The following is a 19,844-nucleotide window of genomic DNA, read 5'->3' as shown; positions in this document are numbered from 1 at the left end:
TCGAACCCGGGCTACACCTCGAACCGGGGGGTCTGGAAGTCGTGCAGATCGCCGTCGGCGCCCCGCACCACGACCCGCAGACGCGCGACTCCGGGCGTGACCTCGTCGAATGCGAAGCGGCCGTTCTGGTCGGGGCGTGCCGGCCAGTCCCGGTCGTCCTGCACCAGCCGGATCGCCAGGGCCTCGGCATCCACCCATCCGTCGATCCGCCGCGAGCCGTCTTCGGCGACCGTCACGTGCAGGAGCACGTTCGTCTCACCGTCGCTGAACTGCAGCGTGGCGGTGTCGGCGCCGCCGCGGACCGCCGCACGCTCCCCGCTCTCCACGAGGGTCAGCAGGGCGTACTCGCGCGAGAGGTCCTCGACGGCGACGGCCGCGACCATGCGATCGGCCAGATCGGCGGGTGGCGGGTCGACGCTCTGCCACATCTCGCGCAGACGCTCGTAGAGCGCCCGGTCGTCGTGGCCTTCCTCAGTGTCCATGTTCTTGTTCTCCCCATCCCGCGCCCTCGAGTTCGGCGCGGAGCTTCGCCAGGCAGCGCCGGCGTGTCGGCCCGATGGATCCCACCGGCATGGCCAGATCGTCCGCGATGCGGGCGTAGTCCGGCCGTTCCTCGAAGGCGACGATGCGCAGCAGATGACGGCATCGTTCGTCGAGGGTTGCGACGGCGGTCCACAGCCGGCGCCGCTCGTCGTCGTCGGTCGCCGCCTGCTCGGCGGACTCGTGGGCCGGCAGGTGCGGCTCGAGCTCTTCGGCATCGGCGACGGACGTGAGGCGGTGCTGCTTCCCGACGCGCCACGCCTCGCGGCGGGCGCACATCGTCAGCCACCCCGAGACGGCGTGCGGATCGACGATCGACGCGTGCCGCCTCACGAGGGTGAGCCACGTCGTCTGCACGACGTCCTGGGCGAGAGCAGCCTCCAGCCCGTACGAACGCACGATGTGCCAGAGTGTCGGCGTCATGAGCCGCACGAGCTCGTCCATCGCGCGGCCGTCTCCTTCGCGCCATCGCGCGAAGAGCGCGCCGGCGCGCTCCCATCGAGCGGGCTCGACGGACTCGACGGATGCCTCGGCCCGCGTCATAGCGCCCATTGTGTCCACGGTGGGAAGAGAGCGATAGGCCCCCGCTGATACATGACGCGGCGAATCGGACAGATCGTGTATCAGACGCCCGACACGCCGCCTCTTACCTTCGACGCGTGCCGACCGACGGCGCGCCAGGAGTGAGGAGTTCTGCCATGGCCGGCACCATCCGCAGCAAGGGCTCGGTCCCCGTCGCCGACATCGTGTCGGGCGAGGTCGTCCGACGAGGCCGCCGCATCAGGATCATGGGAGAGTTCACCGAGCGCGACGCGCACGCCGTCGTCGTGAGCGGAGGGGGCATCGCCGACGTCGCCTTCGAGGGCGATGCGCTCGTCGTCGACACCGCCGGCCTCGCCATCGGCGGCCACACGATCCGCGTCGACGGCGTGCCCTCCGCGCGCAGAGTGCCGGGGAGACAGGATGCCGCGTACCACGTCGTGGTCGTCGACACCCCCGCGGAGCTCGGCGACGAGCTCGTCGTGCTGCACGCGACACGGCTGCGCTTCAGCGACCTCGACCTGGAGTCCCTGCCGATGGCGGGAGGCGTGAAGGGCCCCTTCCGCGACGTCTTCAAAGCCGTGAGCCGCGACGGGGAGAAAGCCGTGACGCTCGCGTTCGACGAGGTGGGCGAGCCCGTCGACATCGACCGCGAGCTGGCGGAACTGGCCCGGCGGCGGCAAGACCGCTACGGCCGCATCGAGCCCGCCCTCTTCCAACGGCTCGAGCGCGGCGGCGACGTCGAGGTCGCGGTGTGGGCGTCGACCGGTGACCTGGGGCTCGAGACGCCGGAGAAGTCCGACACGCGGCCCGCGCGCAAGCCTGGCCGTGCCGAGGCGCTGCGCCGGCGGCAGTGGTCCGACCTGGGCGAGAAGCTCGCCGACGTGGCCCGCGAGCAGGGACTCGAAGTCGCGAGCGTCGACAAGGCCGCCCCCGTCGTCTACGGCAGGATCGCGGCCGACGGCGTGCGCCGGCTCGCCGAGCACGAGCTCGTCGCCGGGGTCTTCCTGCACGATCGCGAGGGCGTGCTCGACCTCGGCGACTCGATCGCGGTGCACAACAGCGACGATGCGCACACGGCCGGCTTCACCGGATCGGGAGTCAACGTCGCCGTGTACGAGCCGGGTCCCGACGTCACGACCGGCCTCACGATCTCGGGGCGCTTCCAGACCTCGGGTTCGACGAGCAGCCACGCGCGCATGACGCACGGCATCATCCGCAACAACGAGCGCAACCGGCCGCACGGCCACGCACCCGACGCGAACCTGTTCTCGGCCAACAGCTACGACCTCGACGCGATCCGGTGGGCGGCGCAGGACGCGGGCTGCACCGTGATCAGCCAGAGCTTCCACCGCAGTGCCGAGCAGACGAGCGACTCGCTGTCGCACGACGACAACTACAAGGACTGGCTCGCGCTGCACTGGCCGTTCCCCACGATCGTCGAGGCGGCCGGGAACGGCGCATCGAGCGAGTTCGTCAACCACAAGGGCTACAACCGGCTCACCGTCGGCAGCCACGACGACAACGCGACCGCCATGGCGTCGGATTCGGTGTTCCGCAACCCGAAGTCGGGACACGCCGACCGGGAGCTCCCCGAGATCGCGGGCAACGGCGTCGGGGTGACGGTGCTCGGGCTGACCGACAGCGGCACGAGCTTCGCCGCCCCCGCGGTGGCGGGGATCGCGGCCTGCGTCCAGCAGGCGGCGCCCGTGCTGCAGTCCTGGCCCGAGGGCACGCGCGCCGTGCTGCTGGCAGGCGCCTGGCGCAATCCGAGCGGGGGGCGGTGGCGCGCCGACCTCGTCGCGGGGATCGACGGCCGCGACGGCAGCGGCACCGCCGACGCGCAGCGGTCGACGTCGATCGCGAGGTCGCGCCAAGGCCGGGACAACAGCGGAGCGTTGCGCGGGTTCGATGTCGGAACCCTGCGCTCGGCCGACCTCGACGGGTCGGGCCGATCGACGTTCCGCTACCGCATCACGACACCTCGCTCGCCGATCTTCTTCGGCTCGCACGTCAAGGTCGCGCTGGCGTGGGACTCGAAGGCCACTCGCACCGACATCCTCTTCCTGTCGATCTATCAGAACACCCTGAGCGTGGATCTCGACCTCGAGGTGCGCGACTCGTCGGGCGCACTCGTGGCGTCGAGCATGTCGTGGGACAACAGCTACGAGATCGCGGAGTTCGACGCGAAGGCGGGGGAGACCTACGACATCCGCATCCGACGATGGTCGGGCACGGACGACGTGTGGTTCGGGGTTGCGTGGACGCAGATCTCGACCCTGTTCGACATCATCGGGTCGGTGCAGACCCCGCCGGTCTTCTCGATCGGCGGTTGACGGGGGGCTGGGGAGGGGAGGAGGATGCCGCGATCCGAGGCATCCTCCTTCCCATCAGCGTCGCTCAGCCGGCCGTGAGCGCTCATCCGGCTGCGAGCTCGTCCAAGCAGTCGCGCCCGAGCCGCCGGTAGTCGGGGTTGTCGTCACTGTGCGCGAGAAGCATGAGCGTCACGGCGACCGCCCAGCCCCGCGCGCGCACCCACGTCGCCTCGTCGTAGCGCGCGGCGGACGCCTCCCGCATACGCCCCCGTCCGCCAGCGTCGAACGCGAGCCAGGCGATCGCCAGGTCGTAGGCGGGGTCGCCCGCCGTCACGTCGCCGAAGTCGATGAGGGCGACGAGCCGCCCGCCCTGGGCGACCATATTGCCGGGGTGCAGATCGCCGTGGATCCAGACCGGAGGCCTCTCCCAGGGCGCCGCCGAAAGGCTCCGATGCCAGAGACTTTCGGCGTCGTCGAGGAGGTGCGGAGGAAGATCGCCCCCCTCCCTCAGAAGTGCGATCCGCTCCGCCACGGCGCCTGCCCGGTCTGCGAGGGGCACGCCCCGGAAGGGATTGGCCGGGAAGTCCGCGGGGGCGGGAGCATGCAGCGCCCCGAGGGCATCGGCCAGGCGCGGCGCCCAGCCGGAACGCTCCGCCCGCGGGATGTCCATGCCGCGCTCTCCGGAGAACCAGGGCACGACCGACCACGGCCAGGGGAATCCCTCACCGGCCACGCCGTGCACGATCGGCGCGGGGACGTGCACCCCCGTCGCCTCGATGCGGGGTGCGAGGAGATCGAGCGTCCGCTGCTCGTTCAGGACGAGCGGCGCGGCGAGCGCCCGGCGCGGAAGGCGCGCCGCGAAATCATCGCCGAGCCGCCACAGCTCGCTGTCCCATCCTTCGGCGACCTTCGCGAGAGGGAGGGTCGCGGCATCCGCGATCGCATCGGTCGCCTGCGAGACGAGGAGGCGACGCACCAGGTCGGTCGTGATCCGCACCTCGGCGGGAGGCTTGTCGGGCATCCCGTGAGGGTACCGCCACCCCTCTCTGACACACCATCTGTCTTTGTGTGGGAATTGCTTGTTTTGGTTGTGGGTTTGTTGTATCTTGATCTCACCTTGACGGTGAGGAACCACATGTACGCGACGGAGCGACAAGCTCACATCACTCGGCATCTCGCCGAGCGCGGTCGCGTCTCGGTCGTCGGGCTCGCCGACGATCTAGGGGTCACGACCGAGACCATCCGCCGAGACCTCGACGCGCTCGAGCAGCAGGGCCTGCTGCGGCGGGTGCACGGAGGCGCCGTGCCCGCCCGCGCGGGCAGCATCACCGAGCCCTCGATCGCCGAGCGCATGACCGTCAACTCCGACGCGAAGGTGGCGATCGCCCGCCGAGCGCTCGATGTCATCACCGACGGCTACCGCGGTGCGATCATGTTCGACGCCGGCTCCACCGTCGGCTCGGTCGCTGCGGGCCTGGGGGAGCGCGTCGCGGCGACGGGCGCCCGGCTCGACGTCGTGACGCATGCCGTCCCCGTCGCCCAGACCCTGTCGCTCCTCCCCGATGTCGCTCTCACGGTGCTCGGCGGACAGGTGCGCGGGCTGACCGCGGCCGCTGTCGGTCCGTCGACCCTCTCGGCCCTCGCCGCTCTCCGCCCCGACCTCGCCTTCGTGGGCACCAATGGCGTCTCGCCGGAGTTCGGCCTGAGCACCCCCGACCCGGCTGAAGCGGCGGTGAAGGCGGCGATCGTGCGGTCGGCGCGTCGCGTCGTGGTCGTCGCCGACCAGGCCAAGTTCGGCGTCGAGTCGTTCGTGCGATTCGCGGGGCTCGATGAGATCGACATCCTGGTGACGGATGCCGCGCCCGAAGAACCGCTCGCCGCAGCCCTTGCGGACGCTGACGTGGAGGTCTGGCTCGCATGATCGTGACACTCACCGCCAACCCGTCGCTCGACCGGACGATCACCCTCGCCGACACGCTTCGCCCGGGCGAGGTGCAGGCCGCGCTCTCGGCCCGCGAAGACGCCGGCGGCAAGGGCATCAACGTCGCCCGCGTCGTCGCGGCGGCAGGGGCCCGCTCGCTCGCGGTGCTTCCCCTCGCGCCCGACGATCCGTTCGACGCGGTCCTGCGGGCATCGACCGTCGCCGCCCGCCGCGTGCCGATCCACGGGCGAGCGCGCGCCAACATCACGATCACCGACCCCGCCGGCGTCACGACCAAGCTCAATCTGCCCGGCGCGCGCTTCGAACCCGACGACATCGCGGCCGTCATCGACGCCGTCGTCGATGCGTGCTCCGGTGCTCGATGGCTCGCCCTGGCGGGCTCGCTGCCGCCCGGGGCAGGAGACGACTTCTACGTCGCGACGATCCGCGCCGTGCGGTCGCGGTGGGGCGTCGGGGCGCCGCGCATCGCCGTCGACACGTCGGGGGCGGCCCTCGCGACCGTCGTCGCCGACGGACGCCCCGACCTCATCAAGCCGAACGACGAAGAGCTCGCCGAGCTCGCCGGCGTCGCGCTCGAAGAGGGCGCCGACATCGCCGACGCGGTGCTCCCCGTGGCACGTCGGCTCGTGCCCGCCAAGGTGGGCGCCGCGCTCGTGACGCTCGGCGCGCACGGCGCAGTCCTCGTCGATGCGGAGGGAGCGTGGGCGGGGATCCCGCCGCGCATCCGCGTCGCCAGCACGGTCGGCGCGGGCGACAGCTCGCTCGCCGGCTACCTGCTCGCCGACCTCGACGGGGCTGACCCCGCCGAGCGGCTCCGCCGGGCCATCCGCTATGGAGCGGCCGCGGCATCCCTTCCCGGAACGCAGGCGCCCTCGCCCGCCGATCTGCCCGACGGGGACGTGCCCGTCCGGGCGCTCTCCTGAACCTGCATCACCGACCTGAGGAGGTCATCGTGTCCACCACCATCACGCCAGAGCTCGTGAGCCTCGACGTCGGCCTCGGCGCCGACAAGGCCGCGGTCATCAAGGCACTCGCCGCCCGGGTCGTCGCGCAGGGCCGCGCGACCGACGCCGACGCGCTGTTCGCCGACGCCTGGGCGCGGGAGGAGAAAGACGAGACCGGCCTTCCGGGCGGCATCGCGATCCCGCACGCCAAGAGCGCCGCGGTCACCGAGCCCTCTCTCGCATTCGCCCGCCTCGCCCCCGGCGTCGACTTCGGCGCGCCGGACGGACCGGCCGACCTCGTGTTCCTCATCGCGGCCCCCGAGGGCGCCGCCGAGGCGCACCTCGCGGTGCTGTCCAAGCTCGCCCGCAGCCTCATGCAGGAGGACTTCACCGGCGGACTGCGCGCGGCCGGCTCGGCCGACGAGGTCGTCTCGATCGTGCGGCGCGCGATCGGAGAAGAGGATGCCGCGGCCGCCGCAGCCGCCCCGGCAGCCGCCGCTGCCGGTGTCGGTGCGGCGACCGCACCCGCCTCGGGTCTCACCGTCGACGGGCGCCCCGCGCGCATCGTCGCGGTCACCTCGTGTGCGACCGGCATCGCGCACACCTTCATGGCCGCCGACGCGCTGACCGCCGCGGGCAAGAAGAACGGCGTCGACCTCACCGTGGAGCCGCAGGGCTCGAGCGGGTACCAGGCGCTGCCGCAGAGCGTCATCGACAACGCCGACGCCGTCATCTTCGCCACCGACGTCGACGTCCGCGAGATGCAGCGGTTCTCGGGCAAGCCCGTCGTGCGCTCCGGCGTCAAGCGCGGCATCGAGCAGCCCGACCAGCTCATCGCCGAGGCCGTCGCCGCCGCCAAGAACCCGGCCGCCACGCGCGTGACCGGCACCGCCGCCGCCGGCGCCGCGGCGACTTCGACCGAGTCGCTCTCGTGGGGCGCCCGCATCCAGCGGATTCTCCTCACGGGCGTCAGCTACATGATCCCGTTCGTCGCGGGCGGCGGTCTGCTGATCGCCCTCGGCTTCCTCCTCGGCGGCTACAACGTCACCGAGAAGGCGTACGACGTGGTCGTGCAGAACGCGCTGTGGGATCTCCCCGCGGGCGGACTCGGCCAGTACCTCGGATCGGTGGCGTTCGTCATCGGCGCCACCTCGATGGGATTCCTCGTCTCGGCCCTCGCGGGGTACATCTCGTTCGCGATCGCCGATCGACCCGGCATCGCCCCGGGCTTCGTCGCGGGCGCCGTCGCCGTCCTCATGAGCTCGGGCTTCATCGGCGGCATCGTCGGCGGTCTGCTCGCCGGATTCGTCGCCCTCGCGATCGGGCGCATCAACGCGCCCCGCTGGCTGCGCGGGCTGATGCCTGTCGTCATCATTCCGCTGCTCGCCTCGATCGTGGCATCCGGTCTTCTGATCCTCTTCCTCGGGCGCCCGATCGCGACGCTCATGGAGTGGCTCAACACGTGGCTGACCGATGTCGCGAACACGTCGGGCATCATCATCGTCGGCGTCATCCTCGGCCTCATGATGTGCTTCGACCTCGGCGGCCCGGTCAACAAGGTGGCGTACGCGTTCGCGGTGGCCGGTCTCGCCGAGGCCTCGGCGCAGAACTCCACGCCGTACCTCATCATGGCCGCCGTCATGGCCGCCGGCATGGTGCCGCCGCTCGCGATGGCCCTCGCCTCGACGGTCCTCGCCCGCAACATGTTCACCCCCGTCGAGCGCGAGAACGGCGTCGCGGCATGGCTCCTGGGCGCATCGTTCATCAGTGAGGGCGCGATCCCGTTCGCGGCGGCCGATCCACTGCGCGTCATCCCGGCCTCGATGGTCGGCGGTGCCGTCACGGGTGGCCTCAGCATGGCCTTCGGAGTGCAGTCCCTCGCCCCGCACGGCGGCATCTTCGTCTTCTTCGCGATCAACCCGTTCTGGGCTTTCGCGGTGGCGATCCTCGCGGGTACGGTCGTGACAGCGTTCCTCGTCGTCGCCTTCAAGCGGTTCATCGCGCCCAAGGAGCTCGAGGCCGCCGAGGCGAGCAGCATCACGGCGACGGCCGTCCCCGCGTGAGCGCCGGCAGCGTACCGACACAGAGAACAGGAGCAGCAATGCCAGAACGTCAGGCCACCATCGCGAGCAGCTCGGGCCTTCACGCCCGCCCCGCCAAGCTCTTCGTACAGGCAGTCCAGCAGAAGCCGGTCCCCGTCACGATCGCCGTCGACGGCGGCCCCGACCTCAACGCGGGCAGCATCCTCTCGCTCATGGGGCTCGGCGCCTCGAAGGGCACGGTCGTGACCCTCAAGGCCGAGGGCGAGGGCGCTGACCAGGCGCTCGACGAGCTCGTCGGGCTGCTCGAGACGGATCTCGACGCCGAGTAGAGACGACAGACGGATGCCGCGGACCGACCGGTCCGCGGCATCCGTCGTCTCTGGGGTCAGATGCCGTCTTTGGGTCAGATGTCTGCGGATTCGCCCGGATCCAGCGCCAGGAACTCTCCGCCGTCCTGCTCGACCGCCCACTTGAGGCGCGCCCTGCCCATGTCGCGGCCGATGACCGAGAGGGTCATGTCGTGCGTGCCGAAGGCGCGCCGGGGCTTGACCGCGAGGACGAAGTCCATCGCCTCGCCGATCTTGAGCCACGGTGCTCCGACGGGTGCCGCGAGGAGCTTGACCTCGACCCCCTTCGGCACGGCGTAGGAGTCGCCCGGGTAGTAGAACGCGTCGTTGACGAGCACGCCGATGTTGTCGACGACAGGGATGGTCTCGTGGATCACGGCGTGCTCGCCGCCGAAGAACCTCAGGGTGAAATCCTCGACGGTGACCGTATCGCCCGGCTGGACGACCGTGATGTCGTAGCCGCCGGCCGCCTTCGCGACCCCTTCGGGGCCGTAGATGGGGATGCCCGGGGCGTACTTCAGGATCTGGTCGAGGTGATCAGCGGTCCAGTGGTCGGGGTGCTCGTGCGTGATCACGACCGCCACGGTCGTGTTGAGGTCGCTGAGGGGGAGGGTGAACGATCCCGGATCGATGATGAGCTTGCTGCCCTCGTTCTCGACGGTGAGGGCGGCGTGCTCGAACTTGGTCACTCGCATGCCCCGAGTCAAGCCGCGCGCAGGCCGCTCGGGCAAGGCCCTTGCCAAGTCCCGCCTCGATTTGATCGGCTCGCGTGGGCCATGGCATACTTGAACGGTTGCCTACGGCCCCATCGTATAGCGGCCTAGTACGCCGCCCTCTCACGGCGGTAACGCGGGTTCGAATCCCGCTGGGGTCACCAACAGCAGAAAAGCCGGTCCGCCAGGACCGGCTTTTCTGCTGTTCGCGGCACCGGTGGTCTCTTAGAAGCCGCCCGCGCGCCGTCCCGCCTCGCCAGAGGCTCCGCGAATCGCGTCAGCTATTCGTGGATGAGGCGAGGTGGCCGAATCCCGCTGGGGTCACCAACAACGAGAAGAGCCGGTCCTTCGGGCCGGCTCTTCTGTTCGCGAGCGGGCCCCCGTGGTATCAGCCGCCTTCCGAACGGTCAACCCACTCTGCCGATCGGCCCGCGCTCGACAGGCTGGAGGAACGGGGAATCGAAACGACGGGCAGCGTGCGTCCGGATGCGGAGCGGGGTGGTGCGATGAGAGATCTGCTCATCAGCGGGAGCAAGTTCCTCACGACGGATGAGGTCGCCGACGCGGTGCTGCACTACGCCCAGGTGCTCACCCGGTACGGGCGCGCCGATATCGTGCGCTTTCCGGCGCTCGTCGACGGTGTCGCTGCCAACTCCTGGCTCGCTCTGGGCCTCGGCTCCGGCTCGATGCTCGCCGCCGTCGAGGTCGTCGACTCGCCGATCGAGCACCTCTCCGGGGCGAGGGAGGCCTCGGTGGAGATCGAACGCCGGTGCGCGATCCTCGAGGGTCCCTGATCGCAGCCCGGCTCAGCCGCGGTCGTCACCGACCGGCGACTCCTCACGCTCCCGCGCGTCTCCCCCCTCATGCTCCCGCGTGCGGCGCTGCGCCCGGCGCCTCCTGACGAGCCGCACGACGCCCCAGGCGATGGCGCCGATGACGGCGGCGAGCACGATCCACGGCAGCAGGAAGCCGAGGGCGATGACGATGCCGTTGAGCGTCGCCACGAGCGCGTTCCACCCCGCGGCCAGTCCATCGCCGAACCCGGCCGGGTCGGCCTCCACCGGTTCCGCCACGGGGGAGAGCGTGACGGTCAGCGACGACATCTCCACCTGGCTGTCGAGCGACTCCAGCTGCTGCTGGTACGACTCGAGCGTGGCCTGACGGTCCGACAGCGCGGTCTCGGCCGCGATGAGGTCCGACACGTCCGCCGCCTGGGCCATGAGCTGCGTCAGCCGGTCGACGGAGGCCTGCGTCGCATCGATGCGCGCCTTCAGGTCGATCGTCTGCTGAGTGACGTCCTGACGATTGACCGACGATGCCGTGACCTCGCCGAGCCCCGAGAGGTCGTCCATCGTCGCCGCGAGCTTTTCGGAAGGCACCCGCACCGTGATCCACGCGCCGTCGATCGTCGGATACGGGTACGGATACACCGAGTCGGTGGAGATGCCCGGGTCGATCGGCATCACCTGGCCGTTCTGACCGATGCTCATCGACTCGACGTATCCGCCGGCGGCTTCGGCCGCGGCGGCCACCTTGGCGGTGGATGCGCGCACATCGTCGACGACGACCGTCGCGGAGGCCGTCGTGATGATGTCGCGACCGGCCGAAGGATCGGCGACCGACAGTCCGCTCGACTCGGCCGCGCCGGTGTCGCGGGCGCCGCCTGCCGTGCTCGAATCGGTCCCGGCGCCCGGGAGCGCGTCCGGCGCGACGGGCGCCGAGCCCGCCTCGTCCGAGACCGACGATCCGGATGATCCCGTCGCACCGCCCGAGCCCGAGACGATCGGCACGATCATGGGCGCCGCGATAGCGGCGACGAGCACGACCGCCGCGGCCGCGGCTCCGCCCGCCCACCAGCGCCCGCGCCGCGCCCGTCGGGCCCGACGGTCGCTCGCGATGTCGGTGAACAGCGAGTCCTCGATCTCGGCGATGCGGGCGTCGGACAGTTCCGGCAGAGCCGGTTCGGGGACGGATGTCTCGTTGCTCGACGTGTTCATGAGCTCTCCTCGACGGTGGTCCGCAGTCGCGTGCGGATGCGGGAGAGACGATTGCGGACGACCCCGTGCGCGACGCCGAGCTCGTCGGCTGCCGCCTGATAGGCGTAGCCCTCGGCGGCGCACAGTCGGAAGATGTCCTGGTCGAGGGGGCTGAGCCCCTCCACCTCGCGCAGGATCCGCTCGGCGAGATCGCCGTCGATCACCTGCTTCTCGACGTCGACGGTCGAAGGCAGCGTGTCATCGACCTGGCCCGCGGTGCGATCGCGGTCGCGCCGCTGACGACGGATGCGGTTGGCCGCCTGCAGCCGGCAGATCGTCGCGAGCCACGGCAGGAGCGAGTCGCCCGCGAGCTCGAAGCCGCGCAGCTTCCGCCACGCCGCGAAGAACGTCTCCTGGGTCACGTCCTCCGCGTCGGCGGTGTCGCCGACGAGTCCGTGCGCGATCCAGTAGACCGGCCGCACGTAGGCGCGATACAGCGCGCGGAAGGCGTGTTCACTGCCGTCCGCGGCCGCGCGCACGAGCGCGGCGTCCGTCCCATCGATCTCGGTCATGCACCGTCCGTCCGGTGAGGCCAGCGCCTCATTGTCTCTCACCAGGGATGTGTCGCGAGGGAGTCATTCGTCTCACGCGGGGCCGAGGCATCCGTCGCCGACGGGCGGAGCGGTCCGCGGGCGGCTGTATCCTGTTCGAGCGAGAGGGAGTATCCCACCTCGCGCGTCCGTCATCACGAGCTCCCCTGTGCGCAGCTCCGGGCGCGCGCCGCACATGCGGGGGAGAGACTTTCGGCCCCTGGCGACCCCCTCTGAAAGGCCCTCATGACCTTCGAGATCCCTGTCTGGTTCGAAGTCGGAGCCCTCGTGGTGCTGACTCTGATCCTCGTGGCCGATCTGCTGATCATCCTCCGGCGCCCGCACATCCCCTCGATGAAGGAGGCGACGCTGTGGGTCGTCTTCTACGTCGCCCTCGCGCTGGCTTTCGCGGTCGTGCTCCTCTGGGTCACGGGAAGCACCGACGCGATGGGGCAGTTCGTCGCGGGCTGGCTGACCGAGTACAGCCTCTCGATCGACAACCTCTTCGTCTTCGTGCTGATCATGGCGCAGTTCTCGGTGCCGCGGCGGTATCAGCAGGAGGTGCTGATGGTCGGCATCATCATCGCGCTCATCCTGCGGGCGATCTTCATCATGCTGGGCGCCGCGCTCATCGAGAGCTTCAGCTGGATCTTCTACCTCTTCGGCGCGTTCCTCGTCTTCACCGCGTGGCGGCAGGCGTTCCCGAGCAAGCACGAGGACGACGCGCAGGCCGAGGCGGGGATCGTGCGCTTCACCCGCCGCTTCGTCGAGATCAGCGACGGCTATGACGGCGCGAAGCTGCGCACCGTCGTGGCGGGCAAGAAGATCTTCACGCCGATGATCCTGGTGTTCCTCGCCATCGGATTCACGGATCTGCTCTTCGCGATCGACTCGATCCCGGCGATCTTCGGAATCACGCAGAGCCCGTTCATCGTCTTCACGGCGAACCTCTTCGCCCTCATGGGGCTGCGCCAGCTGTACTTCCTGCTCGGAGGCCTGCTGGATCGCCTCAAGTACCTGCATTACGGGATCGCGTTCATCCTCGCCTTCATCGGCGTGAAGCTCGTCTTCCACGCCCTCCACGTCAACGAGCTGCCCTTCATCAACAACGGCGAGCCGGTCGACTGGGCGCCCGAGATCAGCACCTGGATGTCGCTCGTCGTCATCATCGCGGCGATGGCGGTCGCCACGATCGCGAGCGTGGTGTCGTCGCGTCGCGAGCAGAAGGCGCTGGGGACGGATGCCGCGTCCGCGACGGATCGCCCGCCCGACGGCCGGTGGTAGTCTGACCGGGTGCGGATCGCTCGCCTTCTCCTTAGCGGCCGCGGCGAGATCTCGTTCTGAGCCCCTCCTCGTCGCGGAGTCCGTTGCGGGCTTGATCCCCCCTACGAGGAGAACGACAGAGCAATGAGCACCCCTGTTACCGACGGCTTCGGCATCCCGGATCGCCCGCGCACGCTCGCGGAGAAGGTCTGGGACGACCACCTCGTGGTCAAAGGCGAGAACGGCGAGCCCGACCTCATCTACATCGACCTGCACCTCGTGCACGAGGTCACGAGTCCGCAGGCCTTCGACGGCCTGCGCGCCGAAGGTCGTCCGGTCCGCCGCCTCGATCTGACGATCGCGACCGAGGACCACAACACCCCGACGCTCGACATCGACAAGCCGATCGCCGACCTCACCAGCCGCACGCAGATCGAGACGCTGCGTCGCAACGCCGAGGAGTTCGGCGTGCGCCTGCATTCGCTCGGCGACAAGGAGCAGGGGATCGTGCACGTCGTCGGGCCGCAGCTCGGCCTCACGATGCCCGGCATCACGGTGGTGTGCGGCGACTCGCACACCTCGACGCACGGCGCCTTCGGCGCGATGGCGTTCGGCATCGGCACGAGCGAGGTCGAGCACGTCCTCGCGACGCAGACCCTGCCGCTGAAGCCCTTCAAGACGATGGCGATCACGGTCGAGGGCGAGCTGAAGCCCGGTGTGACGGCGAAGGACATCATCCTCGCGGTCATCGCGAAGATCGGCACCAACGGCGGTCAGGGCTACGTGCTCGAATACCGCGGCTCCGCGATCCGCTCCCTCTCGATGGAGGGCCGGATGACGATCTGCAACATGTCGATCGAGGCCGGCGCCCGCGCCGGCATGGTCGCGCCCGACGAGACGACCTTCGCGTACCTCGAGGGCCGCCCCCACGCCCCGAAGGGGCAGGACTGGGACGACGCCGTCGCGTATTGGCAGACGCTCCCGAGCGACGAGGGCGCGGTCTACGACGCCGAGGTGTTCCTCGACGCCGACGAGCTGGAGCCGTTCGTCACGTGGGGGACGAACCCCGGACAGGGTGTCTCGCTCAGCGATGTCGTGCCCTCGCCCGAGTCCTTCGCCGACCCGAACGAGCGGGCCGCCGCCGAGCGGGCCCTCGAGTACATGGACCTCGAGGCGGGCACTCCGCTCAAGGAGGTCCCCGTCGACGCGGTGTTCATGGGCTCCTGCACCAACAGTCGCATCGAAGACCTCCGCGCCTTCGCGTCGATCGTGAAGGGTCGCACGAAGGCGCCGAACGTCCGCGTCATGGTGGTCCCGGGTTCTGCGCGCGTGCGCCTCGAGGCCGAGGCAGAGGGTCTCGACAAGGTGTTCGAGGAGTTCGGCGCCGAATGGCGCTTCGCCGGCTGCTCGATGTGCCTCGGCATGAACCCCGACCAGCTCGCGCCCGGTGAGCGGTGCGCCTCGACATCCAACCGCAACTTCGAAGGACGCCAGGGCAAGGGTGGTCGCACGCACCTCGTCTCGCCGCTCGTCGCGGCGGCCACCGCCGTGCGGGGGACGCTGTCGAGCCCCAGCGACCTGCAGCCGCTCGGCGAGCCGGCGACCGCATCGACCGGAGTGGAGGCCTGACATGGAGAAGTTCACGACCCACACGGGCGTCGCGGCGCCGCTGAAGCGCTCGGCCGTCGACACCGACCAGATCATCCCCGCGGTGTACCTCAAGCGCGTCACCAAGACGGGCTTCGACGACGCGCTGTTCGCCAACTGGCGGCAGGACCCGGAGTTCGTGCTGAATCAGCCGGCCTTCGCGGGCGCCTCGATCCTCGTCGCCGGACCGGACTTCGGCACGGGCTCCAGCCGTGAGCACGCGGTCTGGGCGCTGCGCGACTTCGGCTTCAAGGTCGTGCTGAGCACCAAGTTCGCCGACATCTTCCGCGGTAACTCCGGCAAGCAGGGGCTCGTCACGGGAGTCGTGTCGGAGGGCGACCTCGAAGCGATCTGGGCGGCCATCGACGCCGCGCCGGGAACTCCGATGACGGTCGACCTCGAGGCCCGCACCGCGACGATCGGCGACCCTTCGACGAGCGCGGATCAGCACCTCCAGGTTGCTTTCGAGATCGACGATTACACTAGGTGGCGCCTCGTCGAAGGCCTCGACGACATCGGACTCACGCTGAGAAGCGCAGACAGGATCGCCGAGTTCGAGGCCCGTCGCGAGGCGTGGCGCCCTCGTACGCTTCCCATTCCGTAAGCTGAGGTGTTCTCCAAATGAGCGTCGGCGCCCCACCAGGGCGGCCCGCGTCACCGATCACCAATCAAGTGAGGTCCCACCGGATGAAGACACTTCTCAGCGATGCCGCGGGGCCCACGACGGGAGACAGCGAACTGTCCGGAGACACGATCACGATCCGCGGCGGACGGCCGCTCACGGGACGCGTCGAGGTCAAGGGCGCGAAGAACCTCGCCACCAAGGCGATGGTCGCGGCCCTGCTGGGTGAGACCACGAGCACGCTGCGCGACGTACCCGACATCAGCGATGTCAAGGTCGTGCGCTCGCTCCTCGAGGTCCACGGTGTCCGCGTCGACGACGGCGACGAAGACGGGGTCCTGCACCTCGACCCGAGCGGCGCCGTGTCGGCGCACTTCGAAGAGATCGACGCGCATGCCGGGGCATCCCGCATCCCGATCCTGTTCTGCGGGCCGCTGCTGCACCTGCTCGGACAGGCGTTCATCCCCGACCTCGGCGGGTGCCGCATCGGGGATCGCCCGATCAACTTCCACCTCGACGCGCTGCGCAACTTCGGCGCCGTCGTCGAGAAGCTTCCGAGCGGCATCCGCCTCTCGGCTCCCGACGGTCTTCACGGCGCGAACATCGAGCTGCCGTACCCGAGCGTCGGCGCCACGGAGCAGGTGCTCCTCACCGCCGTCCGCGCGAAGGGCACGACGGAGCTGCGCAACGCCGCGATCGAGCCCGAGATCATGGATCTCATCGCCGTGCTGCAGAAGATGGGCGCCATCATCTCGTACGAGCCGAACCGGGTGATCCTCATCGAGGGCGTCGATTCGCTCCGCGGGTACGACCACCGGTGCATCTTCGACCGCAATGAGGCCGCTTCGTGGGCCTGTGCGGCTCTCGCGACCGACGGCGACATCTTCGTCGGCGGCGCCAAGCAGCAGGAGATGCTGACCTTCCTCAACGTCTTCCGCAAGGCGGGCGGCTGGTTCGAGATCCACGAGGACGGCATCCAGTTCCGCCGCGAGGGCGCACTCAAGCCCGTCATGGTCGAGACCGACGTGCACCCCGGCTTCATGACCGACTGGCAGCAGCCCCTCATCGTCGCCCTCACGCAGGCCCAGGGCGAATCGGTCGTGCACGAGACGGTGTATGAGAACCGCCTCGGCTTCACGAAGGCGCTCGTCCAGATGGGCGCCGACATCGTGGTGCACCCGCACGGCCTCGCGCAGGAGGGGCGTCGCGTCCCTCGTCGTGAGCTCGAGCAGGCCGCCGTCATCAACGGCCCGACGCCGCTGCGCGGCGCCGACGTCGTCGTGCCCGACCTCCGCGGCGGCTACAGCTACCTCATCGCCGCCCTCGCGGCGGAGGGGGAGTCCACGGTCCGCAACGTCGGCATCATCCTGCGCGGCTACGAGAAGCTGTTCGCGAAGCTCGACGCCCTCGGCGCCGACTTCGACGTCATCGAGTAATCCATGGCAGCCACCTCGCGGCGGCCGCGGGCGTCGACCGAGAAGACGCGGCCGAGCGTCTTCTGGCCCCTGGCCGCGGTCGTCGCGCCGCTCATCGCGCTCCTGTTCAAGCTCGAGATCGAGGGCGCCGAGAACCTCCCTCGGGAGGGCGCCTACGTGCTCGCGCCCAACCACTACTCCGAGTCCGACCCGCTCGCGGTCGCACTGGCGGTGTGGAAGGCCGGCAGGGCGCCGCGCTTCATGGCCAAGGAATCGCTCTTCCGCGTGCCGGTCCTGGGCTGGATCCTGCGCGCCACAGGCATGGTGCCCGTCGCACGATCGTCCTCCGCCGCGTCTGCGCGCCAGACGCTGGAGACCTCCGAGACGCTCGTGCGGCACGGCCGCGGCGTCATCGTCTACCCCGAGGGCACGCTCACGCGCGACCCGGGCATGTGGCCCATGCGCGGCAAGACAGGCGCCGTCCGTCTCGCCCTGGCCGGCGACATCCCCCTCATCCCGATGGCCCAGTGGGGCTGCCAGGCGGTGCTTCCGCGCTACGGCAAGCTCAAGCTGTGGCCGCTCCGACGCCCCGTGAAGGTCGTCATCGGCACGCCCGTCGACCTGTCGGCCTTCCGCTCGACCGGCACGCAGCCCGCCGCCCTCGTCGCGGCGACCGACGTCGTGATGGCCGAGGTCGCCGAGCTCCTCGCCGGCATCCGCAACGAGCCGGCGCCCGCGGAACGCTGGAATCCGGCCGACCACGGCCAGAAGGAGACGGGGCGCCTTGAGCCGTAGGCAGGAGTCGCTCCCGCGCGTGGCCGTGATCGGCGCGGGCAGCTGGGGAACCACGTTCGGCAAGGTCCTCGCCGACGGCGGGGCCAACGTGACGATGTGGGCGCGGCGGGCCGAGCTCGCCCACGAGATCGAAGAGGCCAAGCGCAACAGCCGCTACCTCCCCGGCATCAACCTCCCCCGAGAGATGTCGGCGACCCACCACCTCTCCGAGGCGCTCGAGAACGCCGACCAGATCTACCTCTCGGTGCCGAGCCAGACGCTGCGCGAGAACCTCAAGGCCGTGCGCCCGCTCGTGTCCAAGACCGACGTGCCGATCGTCTCGCTCATGAAGGGCGTCGAGAAGCGCACGGGCCTGCGCATGAGCCAGGTCATCCAGCAGGAGCTCGACTGCGACCCGGCACGCATCGCCGTGGCATCCGGACCCAACCTCGCCCTCGAGATCGCGCGCGAGCAGCCCACGGCTGCCGTCATCGCCTCGACGAGCCAGGAGACGGCCGACGCCGTCGCGCGCCGCGCGCGCAACCGCTACTTCCGGTCTTTCGTCAACACCGACGTCATCGGCACGGAGTTCGGCGGCGTTCTCAAGAATCTCATCGCCGTCGCGATCGGCATCGTCGACGGCGTCGGCTACGGCGAGAACACGAAGGCCTCGATCATCACGCGCGGCCTCGTCGAGATGACCGACTTCGCGGTGGCGCAGGGCGCGCAGCCCGAGACGCTGCAGGGCCTGGCGGGGCTCGGCGACCTCATCGCGACGTGCCAGTCCCCGCTCAGCCGCAACAACACGGCGGGGCGTCTGCTCGGCCAGGGGTACTCCTTCCAGGACGTCGTGAAGCAGATGAACCAGACGGCGGAAGGCCTCGCCTCCGTCGCGCCGGTGCTGCAGCTGGCGAGACAAGCGGGCATCGAGATGCCCATCGTCGAGCAGGTCAAGCGCGTGCTCGACGGCACGATGAACCCGCGCGAGATCGCGCCCCACCTGACGACCGATGACGACGAGCCGAAGGGCGAGAGGACGCAGAATGGAACAGCCGGCGGTGGTGGTGCTCTTTGGAGGTCGCTCCAGCGAACACTCGATCAGCTCCGCAACAGCGGGAGGCGTCCTCCGCGCGATCAACCGTGACCGGTACCGCGTGATCCCCGTCGGGATCACGCGCGACGGCGTCTTCGTCCTCGAAGACGACGCTCCCGGCAAGTTCGCGCTCGACGCGACGAAGCTGCCCGAGGTCGTCGACAACGGCACGCGGATCATGTGGCCCGAGGGCGGCTCCGACCGCACGCTGCGCGTGCGGCGCGCCGACGGTCGTGTCGAGGAGCTGGGCTCCGTCGACGTCGTCCTGCCGATCCTGCACGGCCTCCACGGCGAGGACGGCACGGTGCAGGGCTTCTTCGACACCCTCGCCATCCCCTACGCGGGCGGCGGTGTGCTCGACTCGGCGCTGTGCATGGACAAGCACTTCATGAAGATCGTCTTGCAGGCCTCGGGCGTACGGGTCTCGCCGTGGGTCACCGTCACGCGGGCCCGCTGGGCGGCCGATCCGGAGGGAGTGCGGGCGGATGCCTCGTCCCTCGGCGAGCCCGTCTTCGTCAAGCCGGCTCGGGCAGGCTCGAGCGTCGGCGTCTCGAAGGTCCACGATCCCTCCGAGCTCGACGCGGCGCTCGAGGCCGCCTTCGCCGAGGACGACAAGGTGCTCATCGAGTCGGCGATCATCGGCCGCGAGATCGAGGTGGCCGTGCTCGAAGGCCGCGGCGACGGTGCGACGCGGGCCTCCCTCCCCGGCGAGATCGTCCTGACGACGCGCGAGTTCTACGACTTCGAGGGCAAGTACCTCGGCGGAGACGGCGCCGAGGTCGTGTGCCCCGCCGACCTCGCCGACGACGACGTCCGGGCGATCCAGGAGCTCGGCATCCAGGCATTCGAAGCCGTCGGCGGCCGTGGTCTCGCGCGCGTGGACTTCTTCCTCGCCGAAGACGGTCTGTACGTCAACGAGCTCAACACGATGCCCGGGTTCACCCCGATCTCGATGTTCCCGAAGTGCTGGCTCGCGTCGGGCATGACGTACCCCGAGCTCATCTCGGAGCTCGTCGACACGGCCCTCGAGCGCGCGGCCTGATCAGCCGGGCGCGGCCCGACCCACCGGACTTGCGGTGAT

19 protein-coding genes and 1 tRNA gene are annotated in these 19,844 nt (G+C 70.1%); 14 read left to right on the top strand and 6 right to left on the bottom strand.

Annotation, left to right across the window (positions count from 1 at the left end):
- Positions 1-11: 11 nt before the first annotated feature.
- Together ACSBPH_RS02405 and ACSBPH_RS02400 are read right to left on the bottom strand one after the other, a co-directional pair.
- Entirely contained in the window at positions 12-482 is a 471-nt protein-coding gene (locus ACSBPH_RS02405; RefSeq protein ID WP_442576022.1) for a hypothetical protein, read from the bottom strand.
- Positions 472-1,083: an RNA polymerase sigma factor gene (locus tag ACSBPH_RS02400; RefSeq protein ID WP_442576021.1), complete on the bottom strand. Its 612-nt coding sequence runs from the start codon at positions 1,081-1,083 to the stop codon at positions 472-474. The genes ACSBPH_RS02405 and ACSBPH_RS02400 overlap by 11 nt, the downstream gene beginning before the upstream one ends.
- A gap of 155 nt (positions 1,084-1,238) precedes the next feature.
- On the opposite strand from ACSBPH_RS02400, the gene ACSBPH_RS02395 reads away from it, so the two are divergent.
- Positions 1,239-3,416: a S8 family serine peptidase gene (locus ACSBPH_RS02395; RefSeq protein WP_442576020.1), complete on the top strand. Its 2,178-nt coding sequence runs from the start codon at positions 1,239-1,241 to the stop codon at positions 3,414-3,416.
- An 82-nt stretch (positions 3,417-3,498) separates the two neighbouring features.
- Here the strand turns inward: ACSBPH_RS02395 and ACSBPH_RS02390 are convergent, their stop codons facing one another.
- Positions 3,499-4,416 (bottom strand): aminoglycoside phosphotransferase family protein, encoded by a 918-nt coding sequence (locus ACSBPH_RS02390; protein WP_442576019.1) that lies wholly within the window; start codon positions 4,414-4,416, stop codon positions 3,499-3,501.
- A gap of 114 nt (positions 4,417-4,530) precedes the next feature.
- On the opposite strand from ACSBPH_RS02390, the gene ACSBPH_RS02385 reads away from it, so the two are divergent.
- From ACSBPH_RS02385 to ACSBPH_RS02370, 4 genes are read left to right on the top strand one after another with little or no spacing between them, the layout of a single operon-like run.
- Complete coding sequence (locus ACSBPH_RS02385) at positions 4,531-5,316, top strand: DeoR/GlpR family DNA-binding transcription regulator (RefSeq protein ID WP_442576018.1); 786 nt, start codon at positions 4,531-4,533, stop codon at positions 5,314-5,316.
- Positions 5,313-6,260, top strand: coding sequence for a 1-phosphofructokinase (locus ACSBPH_RS02380; protein WP_442576017.1), 948 nt, complete (start codon positions 5,313-5,315; stop codon positions 6,258-6,260). The genes ACSBPH_RS02385 and ACSBPH_RS02380 overlap by 4 nt, the downstream gene beginning before the upstream one ends.
- Positions 6,261-6,289: 29 nt before the next feature.
- A complete protein-coding gene (locus ACSBPH_RS02375) occupies positions 6,290-8,344 on the top strand; it encodes a PTS fructose transporter subunit IIABC (RefSeq protein WP_442576016.1) in 2,055 nt (684 codons plus the stop codon).
- Between the two features lie 38 nt (positions 8,345-8,382).
- Positions 8,383-8,652, top strand: a complete 270-nt coding sequence (locus ACSBPH_RS02370) for an HPr family phosphocarrier protein (protein ID WP_442576015.1) — start codon at positions 8,383-8,385, stop codon at positions 8,650-8,652.
- A 74-nt stretch (positions 8,653-8,726) separates the two neighbouring features.
- On the opposite strand, the gene ACSBPH_RS02365 is transcribed toward ACSBPH_RS02370, so the two are convergent.
- Positions 8,727-9,365, bottom strand: a complete 639-nt coding sequence (locus tag ACSBPH_RS02365; protein WP_442576014.1) for an MBL fold metallo-hydrolase — start codon at positions 9,363-9,365, stop codon at positions 8,727-8,729.
- Positions 9,366-9,471: 106 nt separating this feature from the next.
- On the opposite strand from ACSBPH_RS02365, the gene ACSBPH_RS02360 reads away from it, so the two are divergent.
- Positions 9,472-9,547, top strand: a tRNA-Glu gene (locus ACSBPH_RS02360).
- A gap of 342 nt (positions 9,548-9,889) precedes the next feature.
- Positions 9,890-10,177 (top strand): hypothetical protein, encoded by a 288-nt coding sequence (locus tag ACSBPH_RS02355; RefSeq protein ID WP_442576013.1) that lies wholly within the window; start codon positions 9,890-9,892, stop codon positions 10,175-10,177.
- 12 nt (positions 10,178-10,189) lie between these two features.
- Here ACSBPH_RS02355 and ACSBPH_RS02350 read toward each other — a convergent pair whose 3' ends face one another.
- Positions 10,190-11,380 carry a DUF4349 domain-containing protein gene (locus ACSBPH_RS02350; RefSeq protein WP_442576012.1) on the bottom strand — a complete coding sequence of 397 codons (1,191 nt, stop codon included), beginning with the start codon at positions 11,378-11,380 and terminating at the stop codon, positions 10,190-10,192.
- Entirely contained in the window at positions 11,377-11,931 is a 555-nt protein-coding gene (locus ACSBPH_RS02345; protein ID WP_442576011.1) for an RNA polymerase sigma factor, read from the bottom strand. Before ACSBPH_RS02345 ends, ACSBPH_RS02350 begins: the two co-directional genes overlap by 4 nt.
- 264 nt (positions 11,932-12,195) lie before the next feature.
- Here ACSBPH_RS02345 and ACSBPH_RS02340 point away from each other — a divergent pair, with 264 nt between their 5' ends.
- The 7 genes from ACSBPH_RS02340 to ACSBPH_RS02310 all read left to right on the top strand — a co-directional run bounded on the left by ACSBPH_RS02340 (position 12,196) and on the right by ACSBPH_RS02310 (position 19,805).
- Positions 12,196-13,233, top strand: a complete 1,038-nt coding sequence (locus ACSBPH_RS02340; RefSeq protein ID WP_442576010.1) for a TerC family protein — start codon at positions 12,196-12,198, stop codon at positions 13,231-13,233.
- Between the two features lie 123 nt (positions 13,234-13,356).
- Positions 13,357-14,841 (top strand): 3-isopropylmalate dehydratase large subunit, encoded by a 1,485-nt coding sequence (gene leuC / locus ACSBPH_RS02335; RefSeq protein WP_442576009.1) that lies wholly within the window; start codon positions 13,357-13,359, stop codon positions 14,839-14,841.
- A gap of 1 nt (position 14,842) precedes the next feature.
- Positions 14,843-15,463: a 3-isopropylmalate dehydratase small subunit gene (gene leuD, locus ACSBPH_RS02330; RefSeq protein ID WP_442576008.1), complete on the top strand. Its 621-nt coding sequence runs from the start codon at positions 14,843-14,845 to the stop codon at positions 15,461-15,463.
- Between the two features lie 83 nt (positions 15,464-15,546).
- Positions 15,547-16,917 (top strand): UDP-N-acetylglucosamine 1-carboxyvinyltransferase, encoded by a 1,371-nt coding sequence (gene murA / locus ACSBPH_RS02325; RefSeq protein ID WP_442576007.1) that lies wholly within the window; start codon positions 15,547-15,549, stop codon positions 16,915-16,917.
- Between the two features lie 3 nt (positions 16,918-16,920).
- Positions 16,921-17,691, top strand: coding sequence for a lysophospholipid acyltransferase family protein (locus tag ACSBPH_RS02320; RefSeq protein ID WP_442576006.1), 771 nt, complete (start codon positions 16,921-16,923; stop codon positions 17,689-17,691).
- Positions 17,681-18,814, top strand: a complete 1,134-nt coding sequence (locus ACSBPH_RS02315) for an NAD(P)H-dependent glycerol-3-phosphate dehydrogenase (RefSeq protein ID WP_442576005.1) — start codon at positions 17,681-17,683, stop codon at positions 18,812-18,814. Before ACSBPH_RS02320 ends, ACSBPH_RS02315 begins: the two co-directional genes overlap by 11 nt.
- Entirely contained in the window at positions 18,714-19,805 is a 1,092-nt protein-coding gene (locus ACSBPH_RS02310) for a D-alanine--D-alanine ligase family protein (protein ID WP_442576004.1), read from the top strand. The genes ACSBPH_RS02315 and ACSBPH_RS02310 overlap by 101 nt, the downstream gene beginning before the upstream one ends.
- Positions 19,806-19,844 lie beyond the last annotated feature (39 nt).

It is taken from the genome of Microbacterium sp. F51-2R (assembly GCF_052180235.1).
Taxonomy (GTDB): Bacteria; Actinomycetota; Actinomycetes; order Actinomycetales; family Microbacteriaceae; genus Microbacterium.
The sequence above is the reverse complement of the archived record's forward strand: the minus strand, read 5'-3'. Positions and strand labels throughout refer to the sequence as shown.